Origin of the sequence: Mycolicibacterium aromaticivorans JS19b1 = JCM 16368 (genome assembly GCF_000559085.1) — a bacterium.
Lineage (GTDB): Bacteria > Actinomycetota > Actinomycetes > Mycobacteriales > Mycobacteriaceae > Mycobacterium > Mycobacterium aromaticivorans.
In genome coordinates this window covers 80,662-103,271 of the sequence record NZ_JALN02000003.1, presented here as the reverse complement: position 1 = coordinate 103,271, position 22,610 = coordinate 80,662, and the positions used below count along the sequence as shown (strand labels likewise).

General features: G+C 64.4%; 19 protein-coding genes and 2 pseudogenes. 11 read left to right on the top strand and 10 right to left on the bottom strand.

All coding sequences use genetic code 11. The features are described from left to right. Nucleotides 1–52: 52 nt before the first annotated feature. Complete coding sequence (locus Y900_RS28880) at nt 53–3,034, bottom strand: DEAD/DEAH box helicase (protein ID WP_081845445.1); 2,982 nt, start codon at nt 3,032–3,034, stop codon at nt 53–55. Between the two features lie 208 nt (nt 3,035–3,242). Next, entirely contained in the window at nt 3,243–3,554 is a 312-nt protein-coding gene (locus tag Y900_RS28875) for a hypothetical protein (RefSeq protein ID WP_036349252.1), read from the bottom strand. Nucleotides 3,555–3,643: 89 nt separating this feature from the next. Between Y900_RS28875 and Y900_RS32590 the strand changes: the two genes are divergently transcribed. Together Y900_RS32590 and Y900_RS31440 are read left to right on the top strand one after the other, a co-directional pair. Then, nucleotides 3,644–3,844 (top strand): hypothetical protein, encoded by a 201-nt coding sequence (locus Y900_RS32590; RefSeq protein ID WP_157838301.1) that lies wholly within the window; start codon nt 3,644–3,646, stop codon nt 3,842–3,844. Nucleotides 3,845–4,701: 857 nt separating this feature from the next. Beyond that, nucleotides 4,702–5,148: an IS110 family transposase gene (locus Y900_RS31440; RefSeq protein ID WP_081845443.1), complete on the top strand. Its 447-nt coding sequence runs from the start codon at nt 4,702–4,704 to the stop codon at nt 5,146–5,148. Here Y900_RS31440 and Y900_RS28860 read toward each other — a convergent pair. Next, a complete protein-coding gene (locus tag Y900_RS28860) occupies nt 5,110–6,429 on the bottom strand; it encodes an IS256 family transposase (protein WP_013472279.1) in 1,320 nt (439 codons plus the stop codon). The two genes, Y900_RS31440 and Y900_RS28860, sit on opposite strands and share 39 nt — an antisense overlap. A 129-nt stretch (nt 6,430–6,558) precedes the next feature. Here Y900_RS28860 and Y900_RS28855 point away from each other — a divergent pair, with 129 nt between their 5' ends. The 5 genes and pseudogenes from Y900_RS28855 to Y900_RS33325 all read left to right on the top strand — a co-directional run bounded on the left by Y900_RS28855 (nt 6,559) and on the right by Y900_RS33325 (nt 12,028). Further along, a complete protein-coding gene (locus tag Y900_RS28855) occupies nt 6,559–7,278 on the top strand; it encodes an IS110 family transposase (protein ID WP_051660579.1) in 720 nt (239 codons plus the stop codon). 162 nt (nt 7,279–7,440) lie between these two features. Next, complete coding sequence (locus Y900_RS28850) at nt 7,441–8,181, top strand: TnsA-like heteromeric transposase endonuclease subunit (RefSeq protein WP_011894084.1); 741 nt, start codon at nt 7,441–7,443, stop codon at nt 8,179–8,181. Nucleotides 8,182–8,304: 123 nt separating this feature from the next. After that, nucleotides 8,305–10,269 carry a TnsB C-terminal domain-containing protein gene (locus Y900_RS28845; RefSeq protein ID WP_005148662.1) on the top strand — a complete coding sequence of 655 codons (1,965 nt, stop codon included), beginning with the start codon at nt 8,305–8,307 and terminating at the stop codon, nt 10,267–10,269. Continuing rightward, a pseudogene (locus tag Y900_RS33865) lies at nt 10,257–11,184 on the top strand (ATP/GTP-binding protein). The gene Y900_RS28845 and the pseudogene Y900_RS33865 overlap by 13 nt, the downstream one beginning before the upstream one ends. 412 nt (nt 11,185–11,596) lie before the next feature. Next, on the top strand, nt 11,597–12,028 hold the full coding sequence (locus Y900_RS33325) for a hypothetical protein (protein ID WP_225503056.1): 432 nt from the start codon (nt 11,597–11,599) through the stop codon (nt 12,026–12,028). A gap of 136 nt (nt 12,029–12,164) precedes the next feature. On the opposite strand, the gene Y900_RS28830 is transcribed toward Y900_RS33325, so the two are convergent. Genes Y900_RS28830 through merA form a run of 5 tightly spaced genes read right to left on the bottom strand, consistent with a single transcriptional unit; the run spans nt 12,165 to nt 15,951 of the window. Then, nucleotides 12,165–13,013: a cytochrome c biogenesis CcdA family protein gene (locus Y900_RS28830; protein WP_024444598.1), complete on the bottom strand. Its 849-nt coding sequence runs from the start codon at nt 13,011–13,013 to the stop codon at nt 12,165–12,167. Then, the gene (locus Y900_RS28825; protein ID WP_005148658.1) at nt 13,010–13,564 is read right to left on the bottom strand and encodes a TlpA family protein disulfide reductase; all 555 of its coding nucleotides are present in this window, start codon (nt 13,562–13,564) and stop codon (nt 13,010–13,012) included. The genes Y900_RS28830 and Y900_RS28825 overlap by 4 nt, the downstream gene beginning before the upstream one ends. Continuing rightward, complete coding sequence (locus Y900_RS28820; protein ID WP_005148657.1) at nt 13,557–13,847, bottom strand: mercuric ion transporter MerT; 291 nt, start codon at nt 13,845–13,847, stop codon at nt 13,557–13,559. The genes Y900_RS28825 and Y900_RS28820 overlap by 8 nt, the downstream gene beginning before the upstream one ends. A 32-nt stretch (nt 13,848–13,879) precedes the next feature. Further along, nucleotides 13,880–14,521, bottom strand: coding sequence for an organomercurial lyase MerB (gene merB / locus Y900_RS28815; protein WP_005148656.1), 642 nt, complete (start codon nt 14,519–14,521; stop codon nt 13,880–13,882). Nucleotides 14,522–14,547: 26 nt separating this feature from the next. Next, nucleotides 14,548–15,951, bottom strand: coding sequence for a mercury(II) reductase (gene merA, locus Y900_RS28810; RefSeq protein ID WP_005148655.1), 1,404 nt, complete (start codon nt 15,949–15,951; stop codon nt 14,548–14,550). A gap of 56 nt (nt 15,952–16,007) precedes the next feature. Between merA and Y900_RS28805 the strand changes: the two genes are divergently transcribed. Both Y900_RS28805 and Y900_RS28800 read left to right on the top strand, forming a co-directional pair. Next, entirely contained in the window at nt 16,008–16,397 is a 390-nt protein-coding gene (locus Y900_RS28805) for a heavy metal-responsive transcriptional regulator (protein ID WP_005148625.1), read from the top strand. 138 nt (nt 16,398–16,535) lie between these two features. After that, nucleotides 16,536–17,177: a cadmium resistance transporter gene (locus Y900_RS28800; RefSeq protein WP_079481877.1), complete on the top strand. Its 642-nt coding sequence runs from the start codon at nt 16,536–16,538 to the stop codon at nt 17,175–17,177. Nucleotides 17,178–17,867: 690 nt separating this feature from the next. Here Y900_RS28800 and Y900_RS28795 read toward each other — a convergent pair. Continuing rightward, nucleotides 17,868–18,311: a nuclear transport factor 2 family protein gene (locus Y900_RS28795; protein WP_036349237.1), complete on the bottom strand. Its 444-nt coding sequence runs from the start codon at nt 18,309–18,311 to the stop codon at nt 17,868–17,870. A gap of 952 nt (nt 18,312–19,263) precedes the next feature. On the opposite strand from Y900_RS28795, the gene Y900_RS28790 reads away from it, so the two are divergent. Then, entirely contained in the window at nt 19,264–20,973 is a 1,710-nt protein-coding gene (locus Y900_RS28790) for a diguanylate cyclase domain-containing protein (protein ID WP_109751296.1), read from the top strand. A 131-nt stretch (nt 20,974–21,104) separates the two neighbouring features. Next, nucleotides 21,105–21,450, top strand: a pseudogene (locus tag Y900_RS33320) (relaxase domain-containing protein); the annotation flags it as partial. Here the strand turns inward: Y900_RS33320 and Y900_RS28785 are convergent. Then, the gene (locus Y900_RS28785) at nt 21,398–22,129 is read right to left on the bottom strand and encodes a TetR/AcrR family transcriptional regulator (protein ID WP_051660613.1); all 732 of its coding nucleotides are present in this window, start codon (nt 22,127–22,129) and stop codon (nt 21,398–21,400) included. The pseudogene Y900_RS33320 and the gene Y900_RS28785 overlap by 53 nt on opposite strands. Between the last annotated feature and the right edge of the window lie 481 nt (nt 22,130–22,610).

The window sequence follows — 22,610 nt, the reverse complement described above, 5'->3', positions numbered from 1 at the left end:
TACTTGCCTGCCGCTGTGATTTCGCGCAACAGCTATACCGCGTGTGCGGTCACTACCACCGCCACCCAGGGAGCGTTTCTAGGCGCTGCGCGCGATGCTCGGCCAGTTGGCCGCGGCGATAGTTGCGGCGCTGGTCCTGGGCCCACTGACCGAGTTTGTGCCCAGAGGCCGCCACGTATGCTTTCACCGGCGTGGCAGTCCCATGCTCTGTGGCGTAGCGCTGCAGCTCACTAAAGCCGTTCTCCCACAGAGCGTCAAAGGTGTTCCAGCGCCAGCCCGGGAGCGATTCGAGGCGAGCAATACGGTGGGGCTCATTGCGAGCCATCGATCCGTTTCGGTACTCCTTGCGTTGGTTGGACACCCAGACTCCCAGCGCTGTGCCGGCGGGTGTGCGGTAGGACTGCGGCGGGCTGGCGTGTGCGTGCTCAGCGACGTAGGCAAGCAGCTCATCGAAGTTCGGGTCCCATCCTCTCTTTTCGCCGCGTCGCGGTGCCGTCGACCATCCGGGGAGGGCCTCCAAGCGGGCGGCACGGGCGGAGTCGAGGCGGCCGGCGCGAGCTACTTTGCGCATCCTGCGCACCCACTCTGAGACGGCGTCACCGCTATCAGAGAGAAGGGTCGGTGGCGGGTCAGTGTGGCCGTGGATGGCGGCGTAGGCGGCCAGGGCGGTGAAGTTCTGTTCCCAGCGGGCCTCTGCTGCGCTCCAGGCCCAGCCTGGCAGTGATTCAAGGCGTGCGGCGTAGGCCGGGCTGAGGCGCCCGCGGTGGTATCTGACGCGCTGCAACGACGCCCACTTACTCAAACGGCCGACGCCGTTGTCAGGAGCGGTTCTGGGCGGCGAGGTGTGGCCGTGCTCGGCGGCGTAGGCCGCCAGTGCGGCGAAGTTTTCCTCCCAGCTGTTGCGCTGGCGCGTCGGAGCTGCCCTCGATGAACGCGGTGCCCGCCACGACCACCCCGGCAGCGATTCGAGGCGGGCTCGGTTACTCGCGGAAAGTTTGGCGCGTCGGGCGGGGCTGCGAATTTCGTGCGCCCACTCGCCGAGGGCTATCCCGCTGTCGGTGACGTAGTCAGCCGGTGGGATGGCGTTGCCGTGCGCCGCAGCGTAGGCCGCTAGTGCCTCGAAGTTGGTGTCCCAGACGCGGGATTGGCGGGGTTCCCAGGACCAGCCAGGGAGATCTTCGAGCCGTTTGCGGCGGACCTCGGTTAAGCGCTGGCGCACGTGCGGTCGGCGTTGCGTGGTAACCCACTGATTGAGGGCTCGGTGCGTCATGCGCGGCGGGTGGGGGTGCCCATATTCCTCGGCGTAGGCAGCCAACTCTGCAAACGCCGATTCCCAACGGGCGTCGAGGGTGTCCCACGCCCATCCCGGTAGCGCTTCGAACCGCTGTATCCGCGATGCCGGCATGCGATTGCGCTTGTACATCTTTCGCTGATCGTTGACCCACCTACCCAACGCTTTCCCTCCGGGGGTGAGGTAGTCGCTCGGGGGACGGGCGTGGCCGTGTTCGTCGGCGTAGTCAACGAGTGCAGCGAAATTCTCTTCGAACCGCTGGGCGAGCGATTCCACGGCGTGGATGCTGAAAGCGCGCAGAAACTGCTCGATGAGCCGGGGCGGAAGGTCGGTCGGGATGACGATGTCGATGAGGTCGGTCGAGGTGTCTGGGCCAGCGTCGTCGAGAGGATCAGTAAGCACCTCGCGTAGCCGAGCGAGGTCAGCGGCGATGGTGGGATCGTGGCGCTGCAAAGCGGCCAGCACCTGCCGAGCCTTTTTGAATTGGCTTACGCTGAGGGCACTTTCGGCGTCGAGACTGTCGTCCACGGTGAGGGCGAGCACGATCAGCGATGGACGGTCGTGGTGGGGGTTTTTGCGGATGGCACGGCCGACGGCCTGGGCGACGTCGACATCGGAGGACCGCGGCTCGGCGAAGAACACCGCGTCGAGGGCCGGTATGTCGATGCCTTCGGTGATGCATCTGGCGTTGGTGACGATATTCCAGCGGTCGGGGAGGCGGCGTCCAAGGATGTCGTCGGCGGCGGCCTTGCGCTCACGCAGCGACGACGAGCCGTCGATATGGGTGATGCCTGCGGCCCGCTGGTCATCCAGGCCGCGGGCCCGCAGCAGTGCGTGGGTCTGGGTGAACGTTGCGGCGAAGTCCTTGCTCGCGGCGATCGTGTTGTGGAACGCCAACACGCTGGAGAGCTGGTAGTCGCGGGCCGCGTGAGTCAAGGCGATGGCAGCGGCCACATGATCGGCGCGGACGCTGTCTTGCTGGCCGGCGGCTAACCGAATGAGCCGCAAATCCTTGAGCGCGGAGGCGACCGTGGAATCGGCGACCGCGATCACCGCGACTTTGAAGGGCGCCAGAATGCCGCGGTCGATGGCCTCTCGGGTGGACAAGGTGTACACACGCGGGCCGTAGAGGTCAGGATTATCCATCGAGGCCACCGCGCGGCTATGCGTTCGCTCGGCACCCTCGTGGACCTTCGGGGTCGCGGTGAAGAACAGCCGATGCTCGGCGGGGATCTTGCGGTCGTCGAGCACCGCCGAGAACGGCTTGCCGCGACGACCCGCCGTGCGATGAGCTTCATCGCACACCATCACCGTAAAGGGCGCTGCACCGAAGATGGCATGAGCGGCAGTAAGTACGCTGACCGACTGGTAGGTCGCGAACACCACACGCACCCCGCTGGTCGCGGCAAGCCACTGGGCAAGATTCTCGGCCGAAGTGGTGCTCTCTACAGAGAGCTCCTTACTGACGATGTCTTCCGTATCGACGATGTGTTGGGAGCACACAGCCAACGCCGAGAACGGAAACGGCGCCTCAGCACGCCACACCTGATACGTCTGCTCCAGCAGCCCCAGGGTCGGAAACGTCAGCACGACCGATCCCGGCTGGCCGGCGAGCAGCTTGGCCACCGAGTGAACCGCCATGAGGGTCTTGCCGGTGCCGCATCCTGCGACGACCTGAGCGCGGGCGTCCATGCGATCGACAGCGGCCACCGCGGCGGCCTGATAATCGCGCAGTGTCAACATGATTGGTCACCTCAGGCTTTGGGGAGTCGCAGTACCCGGACCGAGCATGACCCGCTTCACCCGTGCCTTTCCCGACCACCGGTCATCCCCGCACCGCCACCAATATGGCGTAAGCCGTTCACTATCCCGGCACGCGTTCGCGTGCCGAATCCGTTGGGCGGCAACCTATTCGCCACGTAGCATTCTCCGGCCGAACTCATGGTATCCATCACGGCGACTTAAAGACGTCGTGATCACCGACGCGCCGCCATCGGCAACGCAATTCGCCATCGACGGTGACGAACTCGAACGTCGCGCGACCGTCCGGGCTAGAAAACGACCACGTCATCTCCAAGACCCCGGGTGCGCTCTGCACAGACTTCACCCGCAGTGCCCGCGGCCACGGGGTAGCGGGATCCGCAGCGTAGGCGTCGCACGCCGCGATGAACTTCGTCTTCACCACGTTAAGAAACGCAGCACGATGCTCGGGCTTGAGCCGTCGAACATCGCCGTCGAACGACGGGGTCGTTTCGAACTTCACGACGACGGCGAGACCTCAGCCGCCGCGTCGTCCGAGCGGGACTCGGCGTCGAGCCGATCCAAGTGCGCTGCAAGGGATTCGCCGCTGTCATGAACAGTGACGCGCCCAGCCGCAACGTGGTCGTCGACTTCCTTTTCGCGCTGCTGCCAGCGTTCCTGCCAGAACCAGCGCTGATCAGCGGGGATCGGGAGGGCTGGCCGAAGCTCCAGGACACCGTCTTCACGCTCGGTGATCTCAACCTGTGCGCCCGACTCATCCAGATGCAGCCGACGCCGAACGTCTGCAGGTAGCGCCACGACCCCTCGAGCCTGAACCGCCACAAAACCGTGAAAAGCCATACCGCAATTATGCACGTCCGCCGTCTTACTGTAAAGCAGTATTTCCGCATCACTGCTTTACTGCCCCAGTACCAGTATGTAGTTGGCAAACAGAAGAGCGAGCGCTCACTCCTCCCAGGTAGTCAGTGCTTCCGCTACTCGGGGGCCAGCGCGGGGGGACTCGGCCACGGAGAGGTCTTTCCACATGACCGTGCCGTCGCGTTCTCTGTACAGGAGCAGGAAGAGCGGGCGAACCTGGCCGTCCGGCGCTCGAACCGCGAGATAAGCCCGGCCTTTCGCGATGCTCGCATCAAGCGCCACTACGTCGGAGAATTCGTCCCGGAGCGCGGCGGCAACTGACAGCCGTCGTTGATCTCGTCCGGTTCCTGGGAGGTCGGTCCATCCCACGAAATCGATGGTACTGCCGACGTGTGATGCTACAAGTGCCCTGAGTCGGAAGCCCAGGCACGCGGGAACACTCGACCATCTGGCGTCCCACGCCGGCGCGTCTGGGCGGGACGGGTCCGCTCGAAGTCGAGTTCCGTGGTTTGCGGGTCCCGTTGCGAGAACCCGGCATTCGACCTACGGTCAGAGCGTCTCTTCGAGCGGACGTGGCTCTATTCACCGACTGTCGTTAGCTGGTGCTAGTGCGGCCGATTGGCTCAATAGAAGTCTGCCCGGATGCTCGGTGGAGGCATGGGTTCGCCCAGCGCGCCGGGCCTCGACGCTGTGGCTCAACCAGCGAATGCCGCCGCATCTGCGGTTGGCTCAGTAGTGGTCTGCCCTGTCGGGGTCCGGTTCGCCTCCTTTGAGAAAGGTGTTGATATCGGGTGGAATTCGTCCTGGGAGTCGACGCACATCGACGCTCACACACCGCCGTCGCATCCGATGCAAACGGCCGCAAATTAGCCTCGAAGACAGTCGAAGCAACTACAGCCGGACATCTGGCGTTGCTGCAATGGGCGCGGGTGTCCTGCCCTGGCACCCGACTCTGGGGTATCGAGGACGTTCGTGGCTTGACGCGACGTTTGGAAGCCGACCTTATGGATGCAGGCGAGGCCGTTGTGCGTGTTCCGAGCAAGCTCACCGCACGCCACCGGGCGTCGGCACGAACCTGGGGCAAGTCCGACCCTATTGACGCTCTCGCCGTCGCGCGAGCGGTGCTGCGCGAGCCCAACCTGCCTGTGGCATGCCATGACAAGTACGAGGAATTGTCAATACCTGTGGATCGGCGTGTTTCAGGCGACCTCCGTTCCGGCTTGCTGATCGCCGTCTGAGGGCGGTGTCGGTGGGGTGATTTCGGTGGGGCGTTCGAGCAGTTTGCCCTTGTGGAAGACCGCGCCGGCGCGGACCAGGGCGACCAGGTGTGGTGCGTTGACGGCACGCCAGCGGGCCGCGGCGGCGTCGATGAGCTTGTAGGCCATGGCCAGACCAGCCGCACGTGATCCCGGCCCCTTGGTGACCTTGGTTCTCAAACGTACTGTGGCAAAGGTGCTTTCGATCGGATTTGTCGTGCGTAGGTGGATCCAGTGCTCGGCGGGATAGTGGTAGAACTCCAGTAGGGTGTCCAGATCGTCGGTGATCTTGGCGACCGCCTTGGGGTACTTGGCCCCGAAGTCGACCGTGAAGGCCTTGACCGCGAACTGGGCCTTGTCGATATCCTCGGCGTTGTAGATCTCCTTGAGCGCCGACAACGCCGACGCGTGCGCTGATTTCGGCAGGGCGGCAAGCACATTGGCTTGCTTATGAAACCAGCACCGCTGTTCTTTGGTGGCCGGGAACACCTCGCGTACCGCTTTCCAGAAGCCGAGTGCGCCATCGCCGACGGCGAGCACGGGTGCGGTCATGCCGCGTCGTTTACAGTCGCGCAGCAGATCAGCCCACGACTCGGTCGATTCCCGGTAGCCGTCGGTGATCGCCACGAGCTCTTTGCGGCCGTCCGCGCGCACGCCGAGCATCACCAGCAGACACAGCTTTTCCTGGTCCAGGCGGACCTTGAGGTGGATGCCGTCGACCCACAGGTAGACGTAGTCGGTGCCCGACAGGTCCCGGGCGGCAAACGCGCGGGCCTCGTCCTGCCACTGGCTGGTCAGCCGGGTGATCGTGGTGGCCGAGAGCCCGGCACCCGAGCCCAGGAACTGCTCCAGAGCGGGGGTGAAGTCGCTGGTGGACAGCCCGTGCAGGTACAGCAGCGGCAGCACTTCGCTCATCTGCGGTGACTTGCGTGCCCAGGCCGGCAGGATCGCCGAGGAGAACCGTTTCCGTTCACCGGTGTCGGGGTCGACGCGTTTGTCGTTGACTCGCGGTGCTTTCACCTCAACTGCCCCGGCTGCCGTCAGCACCTCGCGGGCCTGGTGATAGCCGTTGCGGACCACCAGCCGATGCCCCTTCTCATCGAGCTGATCGGCGAACTGGGCCACGTAGGCGGCGACCTCAGCCTTCAACGCGGCGGCCAGCATCTGACGGGCGCCGTCGCGGACGATCTCGTCCAACAACGACCGACCAGCACCGCCAGTGCTTTCGTTGGCCTCGATGGCATCGTGAACTACGGTGAGCATGGGCGTACCTTCCCGAACCAGCGCGCCAACGCCGGCTCATGATCGGACCTTCGGATATTCAGATCATCCTCGGGAAGGTGCGCCCACTTTCACGCCCCCTCACCGAGGCTCATCCACAGGTTCTGATCATTGCTCGACAAGTACTCAAGGGAGCTAAAGCTTCTCGTCAACCGCCGCGACGATCTGGTCGTCTTTCGTACCGCCACCACACAGCGGGCATTGATGCGAATCCACGAACTAGACCCCACTGAGCCCATGGGAAAACTTCTCTTGAGGCAGCCCAGCCATCAAAGTCGCGCTCGGGCGTTACTCGAGCCCCATGTGGGTCTAGTCGCCGACCTCGCCCGCGAGGAGATTAACGAGATCGCGGCGCTGACTGTGCAGATCGACACCGTAGAGCGCCGCATCCGCAGAGTGGTGTCGCCTACATCGCCGCGGCTGCTCGCCATCAACGGATGCGGACCACTCACCGCGGCCAAAATCCTCGGTGAAGCAGCCAACGTGGACCGCTTCCGAAGCGAAGCACACTTCGCACGATATGCGGGCGTGGCTCCCATACCGGAATGGTCCGGCGAGTCCCAAGGCCGAATGCGGCGTGCGACATCGGGCAATCGTCAACTTAACCGGGCGCTACACACCATCGCGATGTCTCAGATCCGGAAGGGCGGCCTGGGGGAGGACTACTACCGACGCCGAGTAGCCGAGGGTAATCGCCACGCTCAAGCAATCCGTTGTGTGAAACGGCGCATCAGCCGCCATGTCTACAACTGCCTCATCGCGCCGATGCTCTCCAGCGAAACGGATGCGAAAGTTTGGCGGGGTCGCACCGCCAGTAATCCGTCACAGTGACGAATTACTGGCGGTGCTGCTTTTGGCCATGCAATTCGAGAGCGTGGCCCACCCAGCCGGCCCACCTGTCCGTTCTCATTGATTCTGGGGCATTCTCATTGAATCTGGGGTAAGTGCGTGTCTTTCTCATTGAATCTGGGGCACGAGGCTTAGCGTTTATGTGTGCTGACGTCGGCTGTTTCGGCTGGGCCAGGTGTAGCGAGTGCAGTGGACTTGGAGTTCAACACCCGCGAGGGATGCACGCGGCAATCGCTGGACCGATGTGCTGCAACCCGGTTTGAGTTGGACTGTTCACCAGTGCGGAATTTCCCCTCGTTTCGAGGTCAGCGTAACTTTCCCGGGCTGTGGTGGTTCGCCACAACCGGCGCACATGTAGGTCACGAGTCCTGGGTAGAACGTGACCAGTTGATGGCGTTGGATGCCGATCCGGATGTTGTTGGTGTTCTGTCGCAACCATTTTGGATTCATTGGCGTGACGGCACGCGGCATGCTCCTGACTACTTCGTGCGGCGCCGCGATGGATCTGTCGTCGTAGTCGACGTTCGTGAGGACGACCGGATCTCTGACGCTGATCGGGACGTGTTCGATCGGTCTGCCGCCACGTGCGCGATGGTCGGTTGGGATTACCTGCGTGTCGGTTCCCTCGATCCAGTGCTGCGGGCGAATCTACGTTGGTTGTCGGGTTATCGGCATCCGCGAGTATTGAAGATCGGTTTGGCTGATCAACTGGCGGAGGTCTTCGCTCGGGTCCGTCCGTTGATGGCTGGTGTGCACGCGGTCGGGACTCCTTTGGTGGTGCTGCCCGTACTGTTTCATCTGCTCTGGCACGGCCGTTTAGTTGCCGATCTGCAAGGAGCGGCACTTGGCGACGACACGGCGATTGGCCTCGGGACCGGGTGGTGACCTGACGTGCGAACGGGTGTCGTCCGAGAGGGAGACGAAATCCGTTTATCAGCAGGTGTTTTCACCGTCGTAACCCTGTCGGGCGGATCAGCTCGACTGGTTGACGCTGTCGGCGAGCAGATTGTGGTGCCGCTCTCGCAGCTGATGGTTGATCCGGCATTGGAATTGGTGTCGGGGTCGCGACCGCCACTGTGTTCTGAGGAAATGCTGGCTGGCATTCCCGAGGCAGCCGTCGAGCAAGCACGGTGGTGGGAGCGCCACATCGTGGAGATCCTCAGCGGCCGCCCGCCTGGGACGGCCGCGGGCATTCGTCCCCGCCCAGAGTTCGACACGGCGAAACGATCTCTGCGGCAGCGTGAGCTGGCCAAGTTGGACGAGCTGCGTGCCGCCGGCCACGACGTGAGTCGGAATGCGTTGCAGCGTCGCCGATTTGCCTACGAACGGGACGGGCTCCTGGGAGTGGTTGACGGGCGCCATAATCGGCGGCGCGCGGTATTCGGCCGTGTGGACGACCGTGTCGTCGCCGCGGTGCGGGATGCGATCGAGGGCGAGACCGACCTGTCAACGGGAACGGTGCAGCGTCTGCAACGGCGGGTCGCCAAGACGCTGGTGGCCACCTATGGTGCCGACGACGCGCCCGCGATGCCGTCGCAGCCCACCTTCTACCGGCTGGTCAAGCGCCTCGCGGAAGGACGGCACACGTTCGGGTCAGCACGGACGCGGCGATCGCTGTCCAAGCAGCCCGATGGCCCATTCGGGTCGATCACCGTGGTGCGCCCCGGCGAGATGGTGGAAATCGATTCAACCCTTCTGGATGTACGGGTAGTGCTCGATGACGGCATGGTAGACCGAGTCGAGCTGACTGCGATGGTCGACAACGCTACGCGGTCCATCCCGGCCGCGGTGCTGCGACCGACGACCAAAGCAGTGGACGCGTCACTGCTCTTGGCGCGGGCATTGACGCCCGAACCGATGCGCCCGGGATGGGCCGATGCGCTGCGGATGTCCCGGTCGGTACTTCCGCACCACAGCCTGACCAGTGTCGATCAGCGCCTGGCCGATGCTGCGGCCAGGCCGGTGATCGCTCCCGAGACGATCGTCTGCGATCACGGGAAAGCGTATCTGTCCCAAACATTTCGGCAAGCGTGCTGCACATTGGGGATCAATCTGCAGCCGGCTCATCCCGACTGCCCGACCGATAAGCCGAAGATCGAGCGGACATTGCAGTCGGTGGGCACCCTGTTCGCACAGTACGTGGCCGGTTACGTCGGTTCATCGGTGGAGCGGCGTGGGAAAAACGCCGAGGACGACGCGGTGTGGTCGATGATTGAGCTGCAGGCGCTGCTGGACGAGTGGATCATCGCGGTGTGGCAGAACCGCCCCCACGATGGCCTGCGGGATCCGGTGACGCCGGGGAAAGCGTTGTCTCCCAACGAGAAATACACTGCCCTCGTTGAGGTGGCTGGCTATGTACCGGTCCCACTGGACGCCGACGACTATATCGAATTGCTTCCCGTGCAGTGGCGCACAATCAACAGTTACGGGGTCCGGATCAACCATCGCACCTATGACGCCAAGGCGCTCAACCCATACCGGCGCCAGCATTCCGGGGTCGATGCCCGTAACGGACAGTGGGAAGTGCACTACGACCCGTATGACGTGTCGAGGATTTGGGTGCGCAATCACCACGAAGACGGATGGCTGGCCGCGACGTGGACGCACCTTCGGTCCTCGCCGGTGCCGTTCGGCGAGACACTGTGGCGCCACGCCCGCTCCGTAGCCGACCGCAGAGGGGCCCAGAAGACCCAGGAAGCGGAGATTGCGGCCATCGCGGAGGACTTGCTGGACCGCGCCGCCGCTGGGCCGCAGCAGCAGACGAAAGCCGAGCGCCGAGTGACTGGACGGACCAGCGCCGCGAGCGCCGGCCGGGACTGGCCGGACCCGACGGAATCATCCGAACATCATGGCCCGTCACCGTCGGAACGGGCCGCCGACAACGAGACTTTCGACGATGACGGCGAGATGGCGGAGGTCATACCCCTGCCGGTGTTTGATGCACGCAAGGAGGCCCAAACGTGGCGACTGTGACCGAGATTGCGGCGGTGGGTCAGTTAGAGGATCGCCGCCAGCCGACCACGACGCTGGAGGGCTGGCGGCGTTTTGTTGATGCCGATCCGCCGGAGTTCACGTTGCTCGCCGACGACGAGTGGGCCAGCCTCGGTGAGGACGAGCGGACGGCCTACAACGAGGCCCGGGTTGCGCATCATTCGGAGCTGGTGGTGGTCACCACGTCGGCGATCGAAGCGATCACCCATCAGGGCCGGCTGTTGGCGATCATGGGTCGGTTTCAGCGAATTGCGCACCCGTGCACGGTTTCCCGGCGATGAGAGCCCGGATTCCGGTGGTGTATGTGACGGCCCCGCCGAAAGGGTCGCCCCGCAAGGGTTTTCCCCGTCGCTGCCCCGCCGGAGATGATCAGCCCGCGCCGGGCCCCGATCTCGCGCTGGTTGAGCAATGTCAACAGGCGATGGAGTTCGCAAGGTTTCTGGGGCTTCCCACGCTCAATCAGCGGATGAACGTGACCGATATTTCCGATGCCGTGTGCCAGGTGCTCATCGATGCCCGTACCGACATCGTGGTGGTCGATGAAATCCACAACCTCAACCTCGACACCCGCGCCGGCGAAGAACTGTCCGACCACCTCAAATACTTCACCGAGCATCTGCCTGCGACATTCGTTTACGCCGGGATCGAAGTGGAACGCTCGGGGCTGTTGTTCACCGGCACGCGCGTCTGCATCGACACGAACCGGGAAGCCTTGTCGCCCAGGCCCGTTACCTGCACCGCCGCACCGGCGGGATGATCGGCAGCCTGGCCCACTTGATCCGGGCTTCAGCAATCCAAGCGATGCTCGACGGCACCGAGCACATCACCCGCGAGGCCATGGACGATATTTTGATCGACTACGCCGCCCACACGGCCGCGGCCCGCACGGCCAGCTGACGTGGCAACTGTCAGGCCGTGGCCGCGCGGACCACGCCAGCGGCTCCCGCGAACGATCGCACCGTTCCGTTGGGAAGCCGTATCGTCCTACATCGACAGGCTGGCCCGCGCCAACCATATCGGCGTCTCCACACTGCGCGGCCATGTCGCCGAATCATGCGCAGCCCGGCCGCGACCGGACTGGTTGGCCGTCGTCAGCGGCCAACCTGAGCAGGTAATCCGGTCCCGTCTCTGCGGGCTTGCTGGCGACCCCACCGCGCTCAAGCAATATCTCCGCCGCCCTTTGTGTCAAAGATGTATGGCACGCAAGGGAATACACGAACCCGTCTACTGCTACCTGCCTGCACATGTCTCCGTATGCCACCGTCACCGACGCTGGATCGGTTCACCAACGCGCGTTCTTGACGACCAGGTGGATCTTCGTGACCGGCCCACGGTGCTCAGTGCCGGGCGCACGCATCGGCGCTTGGCCCGTCAGTATTCAGAGGTCGACCTTCATGACGCCTTGGGCGACGCCCGCCACATCCTGGTCTTCTGGGCTCACGCAGAGCGTCACGTGGCGGCGGGGATTCTGCAGAATGGCCTAGAAGCGCACGTGGTGGCCTACCCCGATGTGATCGCCGTAGCCGCAACATTGCTCACAGCTCGCCCTCGGGTTGAACAGCCCAGGACGCCAACGGAACCCGCCTGGCCGACGCTACTGCTCGACCGCATCAACGAACGCACCGGCGCCCACCATGCCGACGCCACCCCCGTCGAGCAATGGGCGCAGTACCGACGCCTATTCGCCACTGCCGTATTGACGACACGCTCAGACGGCGCAGAACTGGCGTGTCGCGCTTAGGGGTCGGCAGTCTTGAATGTGCCTTATCAGTAAGGCACTTGTGGTGTGCATCTGACTGTGTCCGACGGTTGTATCTATCGGCTTTCTAATCGTTAGGGACAGTGGTATCTGGCTGGGTGTATCGGCCGGTGAATCATCACCGGCGGCGCTGCTTGCCGGTGATTGGCCGGCGGTGGGTGGTCCAGCACGCGGCCACCGCGCTGACCACCACAGCGAAGGCGGCAATGACGCTGGCCGGGAGGGCGTGGTCCTGCAGCCATCCGGTCGCGGTGGCCGACCAGCCGGTGAGCAGGTTGCCGCCGCTGGCGGTGTGCCCGGTGGCCGCGGGCAGCCAGTACCACGCGAGGTAGGCGCCGGTGGCGATGAGGACAACGGCGGTGACGCGGGTCCCGTGGCGGGCGAGGATACCCAGATGCCGGGTCAGGGCCGTGCCGGCGATGGCGGTGCCGACGCTGACCAGCATCAAGATGGTGGCGGCACCGGCTGTGTATGCGGTGAACACTGCCAGCAGACCGCCCCATCCGCTGGTGGCCTGGGCCTGGGCGATCACCGCGAGCAGTACCCCGAAGGTGCAGGACAGTGACGCCAGGGCGTAGCCGATTCCGGCCGCGAGCACACCACCGGCTGTTGGGGAGTCCGGCCGATGACGCGTCCGGGCAGGCATACGCAGACCGATGGTGCGGCCGGTGAGCATGAAGCCGCCCAAGATGGCCAGGGTGAGCCCGATCGTGATCCCGAGCCAGGGAGCAGCCGTCACCAGGGTCCGGGCACCGGCACTGATCGCGATACCGGCGAGGGTGAGGGTGCCGGTGAACCCGATGGTCAGGACGGCCCCGGTGCGCAGTGCCCGGGCCAGCCGCACGAGCACCGCATCGGTGCCGCCGGTGGCGATGGTGCCGGTGATCCACGCCGGTAGCAGCGCGAACCCGCAGGGGTTGACCGGGGCGAGCATGCCAGCGGTAAACGCGAGCGCGAGCAGGTTCACCGTGCGGCGCTGCTGCCGAGGGCGGCCAGGATCTGATCCTGGGACGGGGCGTGGCCGCGGTAGCTGATCTGCCCGGACGGGTCGATGACGAGGGCGGTGGTCGGCGCGGTCACCTGGTAGCGGCTGGTCAGGGCCCCGTTAGTATCGACGACCGCGGGCAGGCTGGTGCCGCCGATCTGGTCCAGGAAGTGGCGAACATCGGCGGGTTTCTCGGTGGGGACGATGTCGACGGCTAGGAACTTGGCGCTGCCTCCGGCTTTCTCCACGGCCGCCCGAGCAGCGGCCAGGGATTTACCGCCGCCGACGCATTCGCCGCACCCGTAGGAGAAGAACAGGATCGCGGTCGGGGCGGCAGCGGGCAGTTCGACGGTTTTGCCGTCCACCGTGGTCAGTGTCGCCGCCGTCGCCTGGGTTGTGGCGTTGGCGTGTGGCGGTGAGGTCGGATTGCTGGTTGTGGCCGATTGGCCGCACGCGGTCAGCGCGCCCGCTGCCAGCATCACAGCCGTAACGCCCGCCCACCTGTGGGGTGTAAACGAACGCGTTTCAGACATTGTCGATGCTTCCTTTCGTCAGGTCGTCGAGCGTGTGCGTCGCGGGTGAATGGCTGTCGGCGGGACAGCAGTGATCGCCGCGTTGACCGCGGCGGGCGAAGGCGACCACAGCCGCCAGCAGCAGCGCGACGGCTGCCCCGATGACCCATGGATTCTCGAGCAGTCCACACACGGCGGCGAGCGCGCCGCCGGCGATCAGGACTGGCGCGGCGCAACACAGGGCCGTCACCAGCACCGCTGCCGCACCCAGCAGCACGGGATTTCTTCGTGGACGTTGATTCATTGATTTCTCCTCATCAGGTTGGGTGCGGCTGGTCAGCTGCAGCAGCCGGGGTGGGCAGTTGGCGGGGTATGGAGCTGGGTAAGGATTTGTGTGGTCAGGGCTGCGCCGAGTTGGTGGGCCTCAGCGACGCTGACGATCTGACCTTCGGGGTGCTCGGCGAGCCACGGCGCGGCGTCCTGCGCGCAGGTGAAGTAGTGCACCTGGTTGCAGAATGAGGACCGGATCGAGGTGAGGTCGTCGGGGTTGACCAGCGAGACCACCGCGGTCTCGGGCTGCACGCTGGTGACACCGTTTTCGCCGACCGAGACCCTGATCGGGTGCCCGCTGACGGGTGATTCGGATTCGATGCTGGCGGGCCGGTCCAGGATGGTGGGAAAGATGAGGGTGTCCAGGGCGCACCAGGTGTAGAGCTCTTGGCCGGCCACGGTGAATCGGTGGCGGGTCGGGCGCAGGGTCAGGCCCTGGCCGACGATGCGGCCCTGCTCGTCGTATTCGGTGTCGGGTACCGCGGCCAGACGCCGGGTCACCTCGTCAACCGGGAGGCCGACGGCCGCGGCGAGCGCCTCCACGGTGACCGGCTCGCCGGCGGCGAGCAGCCGCAGCAACGGCACCAGCATCGTCGGGTCGAGCCCGGACTCTTCCGGAATGGTCAGGCGGTCAAGGAAATTGGGCATCAGGAACCTTTCGAGTGAGCCATGCGTCAGGATGCGCAGCAGGACAGTCGGGACATATCGGCGCTGAAGGACTGGGCGGCGATTTTGATGCCTTCGGCCATGGTCAGATACGGGGCCCAGGACCCGGCGACCTGGTCGACGGTCATCGCGGCGTCGAGGATGTAGACCGCGGCGGCGGCGATCTCGCCAGCATCCTTGGCGACGGCGGTGATGCCGTGGATGCGGCCGGTGCCGGCGTCGGCGACGAGTTTGATGAAACCGCGGGTGTCTCGGTTGACCACCGCACGCGGCACATGTTTTAGCGGCAGCACCCGGCAGTCGCACCGTGTCCCGGCGGCGAGGAGCTCGGCCTCGGTCGTCCCGGCCGCACCGACCGCGGGGCTGGTGAACGTCACGCGGGGCAGATGGCGGTAGTCGACCCTGCGGCCGGCGTCGGTGAAGATGTTGTCGGCGACCATCGCGCCGTGATGGGCGGCGACGTAGACGAACTCGCGGTGCCCGGTCACGTCGCCGGCCGCCCAGATCCGTGGGTTCGACGACTGCAGCCCGTCGCTCACCACGACCTCGTTGTTCTCGCCGGTTTTGACCTGCACCGCTTCGAGATTCAGGCCGTCGGTGTTCGGACGGCGGCCGGTGGCGACGAGGACTTTCGCGGCACGGAACTGCTGCGTTCCGCCGGTGATGGTCGCGGTGACCGTGACCTGATCGTCGGCCTGCTCGACCTCGCTCACCGTGGCGCGGCGCACCACCCGGATGCCGTCGTCGGCGAACACCTCCAGCAGCGCCATGCCGACTTCCGGCTCTTCCTTCGATGCCAGCGTGGAGCGGACCAGCACCGTCACCGTTGACCCGAGCCGGGCGAACAGTTGCGCCTGCTCCAACGCGACGTAGCCGCCGCCGATCACCAGCAGCGACTCCGGGACCTCGGTGACTTCCATCGCGGTGGTCGAGGTCAGGTAGGCGACGCCCTCGAATGCGGGCGGGATGACTGGGTTCGCGCCGGTGGCGATCAGGTAGTGCTCGGCCTCGATGGTGGCATCGCCGACCTCGATGACGGGCGCGTCCGGGGTTCCGGCGAACCGCGCTTGGCCCTGAATGCGCTGCCAGCCATACGATTCGGCCACGTTGAGGTACTTCTCTGAGCGCAGCGACTCCACCAGATCGTGCGTGCCGGCGATCAGGGCCGCCATGTCCACCGGGCCGGCCGTGGTGGCGATCCCCGGGAACCGGGCAGTGTCGGCTGCGGTATGCCGGGCCTCGGCCGCTGCGATCAGGGCCTTTGACGGCACGCAGCCGGTGTTGACACACGTGCCACCGAAGATGCCGCGCTCGATCATGACGACGGACTTGCCGAGCGCGGTAGCGCGGATCGCCGCGGCCATCGCCGCGCCGCCGGAACCGATGACCGCGAGGTCCAATCCCTGACTCATGCACCCATCCTTGACCTTCAAGTAGGCTTGAAGGTCAAGTGTTCTGAGGAGACATCGTGAGAATCGGGAAGCTCGCCGAGGCGACCGGGGCCACCACCGCGACGCTGCGCTACTACGAAGACGAAGGCCTGCTCCCGCCCGCCGAACGTTCCCCGGCGGGGTATCGCGACTATGCCGCCGACACGATCGCCCGGGTCGGCTTCATCCGACGGGGACAGGCCGCCGGGTTCAGCCTCGCCCAGATTCGGCAGATCCTCGACATCCGTGACAGCGGCCACGCGCCGTGCACGCACGTGCGCGACCTGCTCGACATCCGACTGACCGACCTCGACGAGCAGATCAGCGCACTGGTGGCACTGCGCGAGACCATCGCCCGGCTGCGGCAGGGCGCCGAAAGCGTCGACCCGGAATCATGCAGCGCCGATGACGTATGTCGATACCTCTAGGAGCCACCTCCGTGGCACCGGAGGCATGTATTTCGTCAAGTCCGTTGACCCCGGCAGTCGTCATGAATTTCCGCCCCACTGGAGGTCGTTGGTGCGCGGGAGCGCGGGGCCTGCTGAGCAGTAGGCTCACCCGATGCGGTGGGATTTCACTCGAAGCTGGTCGCATTGGCCGTGCTGAGCCCAGCCACACTCGTTCAGGCGATCGCCACCTTCGCCATCACCAATATCGACGACATCGTGGTCCTCGCGGTGATGTTCGGCCAGGCGCCCGGTCATCGTGGCGCAGCCATCCGAGTGACCGCCGGTCAGTACCTCGGCTTCACCGCCATCTTGGCAGTTTCGGTCGGCGGCGCACTCCTGGGTGCCACGCTGCTTCCTCCAGCCGCACTGCCGTACTTCGGGCTGCTGCCCATCGTGTTGGGGCTGCGGGCGGCATGGCTGGCCTGGCGGGATCGCCGCACCCAACCGGCGCCGACCGATGATCCCGCAACACTGTTGACGCCTGGCACCTGGCAGGTCGCAGTCATCACCTTCGCCAACGGCGGCGACAACATCGGCGTGTACGTTCCGATCTTCGCCGTCTCAACGATCGCCACCATCGGTGTTTACATCATCGTGTTCCTCATCGGTGTGGCCATCTGGTGCGCGGCCGGCCGATATTTCGCCTCCCACCCGATCATCGCCAAAGCACTCTCACGCTGGGGCCACATCGTTCTGCCCGTTGCACTGATCACAATCGGGGCCCTCATCCTCATCAAAGGCGGAGCGTTCGCCCTCTAGCTCGGAGCAACTTCACCACTCAGGGCCAGGAGGCGCTCCTGCATCGGCATGTGTTGGCGTTCAACCACTTTGGTGATGTCCCGGCCCGTATCCGCTATGACAATCTAAAACGGGCGGTGGCCAAGGTGCTCAAAGGCCGCAGCCGGCACCCGAACTACCAACACGAGCGAGCGCACCACAGAATCATGATCGTGTGTCACGAGAGACACGATCACAGTAGTTATACCGAAGACGTACCCGAGCCAACGGAATCGACAGGAGACCATTCCGGCTACCCTGCTGCGCTCGCAGCCGGGCGCGGAAGCAGGGTAGCCCCAGATTCAATGAGAAACGTCGCGATCGAAATTCTCATCCAATCTGGGGCAATGCAGGTCAGACTAGTAAATGTGCCCCAGATTCAATGAGAACGGACAAGGATGGCTCGATAGACGACGTCTGAGAGCCGACGGCTGAGGATCCGTAGTGCTTCCATCCCGCCCGTCGCCGCCGGCTTTTCGGCGAGCCAGCAACTCCCCGGCGGGTGGGTGTATGCGCGACTGGGTCATTGCGAGGGGTGCAGGGCGGCGTTGAGTTGACGATACCCTGTGCGCGACAACCGATGCCGCTGTTTATCGGATCACCAGACGGGTATCGGTGCGGTCCGTGTCCCGTGGAACTTCGGTCACGCCGGGTGAGTGTCGCCGTTTACCCTCAGCGAGTCTGGTCGTCGGCATAAAGCCCTGACGGCAACCGTTCATCGTCGGGCAGGGCGTCGCCGGTTTTCACCGTGATGTGCTTGAGCAGTCGCCAGCATCCATTTTCACGACGAAGGTGATCGTGATAGCGCCCTACAAACGACATCTCGGCGGAGCCCTCTTTGGGTACCAGCGACACGATCACATCGCTCCAGGCTCTGGCATCGTTTCCATCGATCTCGATTACCGGTGCGTATACGAAATGTTTGATCCTGTGCGGGGTCGCTGGTTGCGTCCCTGGCAGCCCCTCGATGATCTCCTTTCGCCCCCTAAAAGTGTTTCCATTCCACGGCAGCACACCATCCGGGCTGAACAACGCCGCAAGTTCGGACCATCGACGCTCGTCAAGTAGCTGAGCGTGCAACGCGATAACGCGTCTGATTGCTTCATAGTCGTTCACGACTGTCCTCTCTTAAGGGGCACACCCCCGATTTGACGACGAAGGCTGGGCCGGCCACAACTAGAAGAATCCCGAGCCCTGTGCAACTTCGGTGCGGGCCCGGTGAGGATCAGTCGTGACTGCGTTCGCCACATGAACTCTAACTTGTACGCCGCAACTCTAACTTGTGCGCAGCGCTGGACCTGCCGGCCGGAAGGAGTCATCGGCTCGTTGCATTCCGTCATTACGACGAGAGTTCCTGGTGTTCCCGAACAAGATCGGCGCCGAGGGGCCCGCAACGTCGCTGCCCCGTTCAGGCCCCGGCACCGTCGCCGACACTGGTTGGGATCGGTCCGAGGCCGCATCCCGCTTTTTCGTCCACGCAGAGCGCCACGGCGTCCCTCACCGTGGGGCTCTAGTAAGGGGCCAACATCGAAGACCTTCTGCACGACGAACGTATCGGTGGCGAGCTTGACACCCGTCGACCAGATGGGCAAGCAACCAGTTGCGCGCCAGATCGGCCCGATCGTCGACCTCGACAAGACCAGTGAAGCGTTCCCACGCCGATTGGCACGTCTCTTAAGTGGGGCGGCGATACGGCAGCATAGAACCCACCCCCACAGCTCCAGCAGCTCGTGCTGGCCCGAAACATTGATGCCTCGACGTTGCCGTCCTGCCGCATTACTGGGAATCTCGTCGTCCAGGAGCTCGTCATCGAGTTAGCCGGCGCTCCCGCGAGAGACGTGCCGCTCGCGAGATTCCCACTGACGCTCACCGAAATCCATCCGACCCGCTGGCGCAGCGAGCTGTGGGTCGGTACCCGCCCAAGAAGCTCAGCCAGTCGTAACCTCTCATGGTGAGGCACGAGTTGATGTCGGACCCATCTGCCCCTGCCGAAGTAGCCGCAGCCTAACGCCACGGGCGACGCGTCACGGCACGGTGTAGTAGCATCAACGGTCGAGACGGGGTCTGGGTGAGCACTGAACATATTCAATTGAATCGTGGTGGGCGCGACTGCAGTGCGCAGAGCGACGGTGGCGCCTGCGTCTGGGAGGGTGATTGCTGGCATCAGCCCGCGTGCGCCTACGAGCGGGGTTATCGGCAGTTAGCTGAACGCAGCCTTAGCCCGGTGTGCGTGCATGACGGCGAAGTGCTCTTATATGTCAATACTGCATTCGTGGTCTGGATGAAGGCGGAATCGGACGTTCAGCTGGTGGGTCGCTCCCTGGCTGAGCTTGTTCACTCAGACGCGCTCGACGGGATTCGGGCACACATCTCTGCAATGCGAAGGCATGGTGATGCCTCTGCTCCATCAGCTGGTGTCGTGCTGCGCCTCGATGGCGCTGCCATCGAGGCGATTGCGGTGGCGGTGCGGATCCGATGGCTGGGACGGCCCGCGTTTCAAGTCATTTTCGACGAAGTGACGACTCAGCGGACTGCCGACGATTTGCGCTACCAGGCCGCACTAATGCACCACCATGTCAGCGACGCACTCATTGCCACTACCGCAGCCGGCGTCGTCACCAGCTGGAATCCCGCCGCCGCGAGCATATACGGTCGAACCGCAGCGGAGGTGGTGGGTCGCCCCGTGAGCGAGGCCGTCGGGGCCCCGTTGGACCCAACGGCGATCGCTGCCGGGGGTGTCGTGCAGACGCTCCACCATGCCGCGGACGGAACGGGCCTGACCGTGCGGGTGTCTGCCGCGGCGATGGACACCGGCTATGTCGTGGCTTGCGCGGACCTCACCGCGCTGCGCCGTGCTGAACAGCACCTTCAAACCGTGGTGGCATCAATAGACGCCGGAATCATCATCCTCGGCGCCGACGGCCGCGACGAAACGGTTAACGCCGCCGCCGAAAGTATTCTAGGCACCAGGTTCGACGTGCTCCTCGACGAATACCAGGTGGACCGCGCTGCCGACATCCCCCTCTATGAGCCCGACGGGCGACGACTCCTCGGTGATGAGCACCCGATCGCCCAGACGCTGAAGACGGGTGTCCCGCTCACCGGCCGCATCCTGGGTTTCGACCGCATCGATGGGCACCGGGTGTGGCTATCGGGAAGTTGTCGGCTATTGGAGCCCTCCGATCCCCACCATTCCTCGGTGGTCATTACCATCCACGACATCACCGACCAACACGTGGCGAATCAACATCTCGCCCACCAGGCCACGCATGATGCGTTGACTGGGCTGCCCAACCGTGCCCATATCCTGTCCCGCATCACCGCACTGAATCACCCCAGCAACGGTCGACGCCTAGGCGCGGTGCTCTTCTTCGATCTAGACAACCTCAAGACCATCAACGACACCATGGGCCACGCCGCCGGCGACGATGTACTGTGCCTCGCCGCCCAGCGACTTCGCGACGCCATAGATCCCGAAGATATGGTCGGCCGCTGGGGAGGTGACGAATTCGTCATCCTGCTATTCGGCGATCTCACCCACACCGACGTCGACCGACAGGAACACTCCCTTCACACCTTACTGTCGGCACCGGTGAATCTGCAGGGAGCGGAGGTACGCATCTGCGGCAGCATTGGCAGCGCATTGGTGGGGCCCGACGAGCGACGCAGCGCCATAGACATCCTGCGGGTGGCCGACCGAGCCATGTACCGCGCCAAGAAACGCAACCGGGTCTCGAACCGAGATGAGGAACAGTGGCCTGATGAGGGACCGCTCTGAGTACCACCACGCGTCGTACTTGAGGTTCCGCGCGCCCGAACCGCCGCGGTTGACGCTTCACCCGTGTGTCAGGTAAGTAGCGTCATCGGCGATGTCCGACGTGGAGACCTCGCCTGGCAGTGTGGGGGTCAGGGGATTCGCATCTGCATACCCATGTGATCGTGCCGAACCGGCAAGCCCGCGACGACGGCGTGTTGGTGTCAACCGACTGGACGTCGCCGTATCACGGGGCCCGCGCGTGGTCATCTATCAGACCACGTTGCGCCGCGAGTTGCCCCAGTCGTTGGGATCCTATCGGCGTCGACCGAGATCGCAGGATTTTGTCGCGACGACATCAGGGCGTGGTCGCGTCGCTCGTCGCAATTGCGGGAATGGCCCGCGCACAATCTGGTCTCGGTGTACGGGCCGTTGAGTGCGGCGCACCTCACGGTGGCGCAAAAAGCCACGCATCCCGCCAAACCGGAGGAGCTGGCTTGGGGCGATGAGCCGCCATGCTACGCACCTGCGGGCTCCCCGTGCCCATCGCTGCGTCGAGGCCATGCTCGCCCAGTGCGTCGACAACTAAGGGGTCCTGGCTCGGATGGCATCGCATGCCGTCCAGAAGGAGGCCGACGTATCGCCGCCACAGATCGGGATTGACATCTCCGGCGAAGTCGCTGACCATTCCGGCAAGCAAGGTGATGATGGGCATGTCCGTGGAGGAGAAGTCGGGCCACAGACGCCCGTCCGACTGGGCGTTCTCGACAAGTTGGGCTAGCGGGGGCCCCAAGCGTTCCTTCGCGGCACTCACGCGAGCACTCGCAAATACCTTGCTAACAGCAATTTCTCGAAATCCTCGATCCGTTGCCGTGATCTCGCACATGCGCTGGACGAACCAGACGAATCCCTCCCAGGGATCGTCGTGGCGGAGTCCTTCCTCTGCGAGCGCGGTCAGCTGATCGAGCCCATCGACGAAAATCGCCTCGATCAACTCGTCCTTCGTGGCGAACCGCCGGTACACAGTCCCCACTCCCAGACCCGCCCGGTGCGCTACGTCGTTGAGGTTTGGTTTGAGTCCACGCTCGGCGAACAGTTGACGCGCCGCGTCCATGACTCGCTGGCGGTTGCGTGCGGCATCCACCCGCAGCCGGCGGGGAGTCGCTGTTGGACCAGTCACCCAGCCCAGTGTAACGAGCACCGCTCGAAACGGATTGACTCGATCCGGAAACTGATTAATGCGCCGTACTAGCAGACGTTAACTGCCATTTCAGTGCATCTTGGAGCACCACTACGCCGCCATTATGCGCAATCCCAATCCGCGGTGCTCGCCCGAGCGTTGAGCACCGTCTTGATCACGCCAAGCTAGCTTGGCCCGTTAGTATTGATCAACAACCCTGTGCCAGGAAAGGCGAGTACTTCGACTTCCCAGTCCTCTTCGTGTGGCCGGGGACTAACTCAGATGCCACACCCCCCGCTGTACGGCTCGGCCAACAGCGAGGAGTCCTAGCATTCGTCCCCGGACTACAGACGCACAGCAGATACGTACAACTGCCGTCAGGACCGCCCAATCGCACCGGCCGGAAGAACATCCACTCGACATCAGTTTGCGGGCTCGTACGACACCAGGCCGGCCTTTCGGTACCTATCGACGGGTCGTA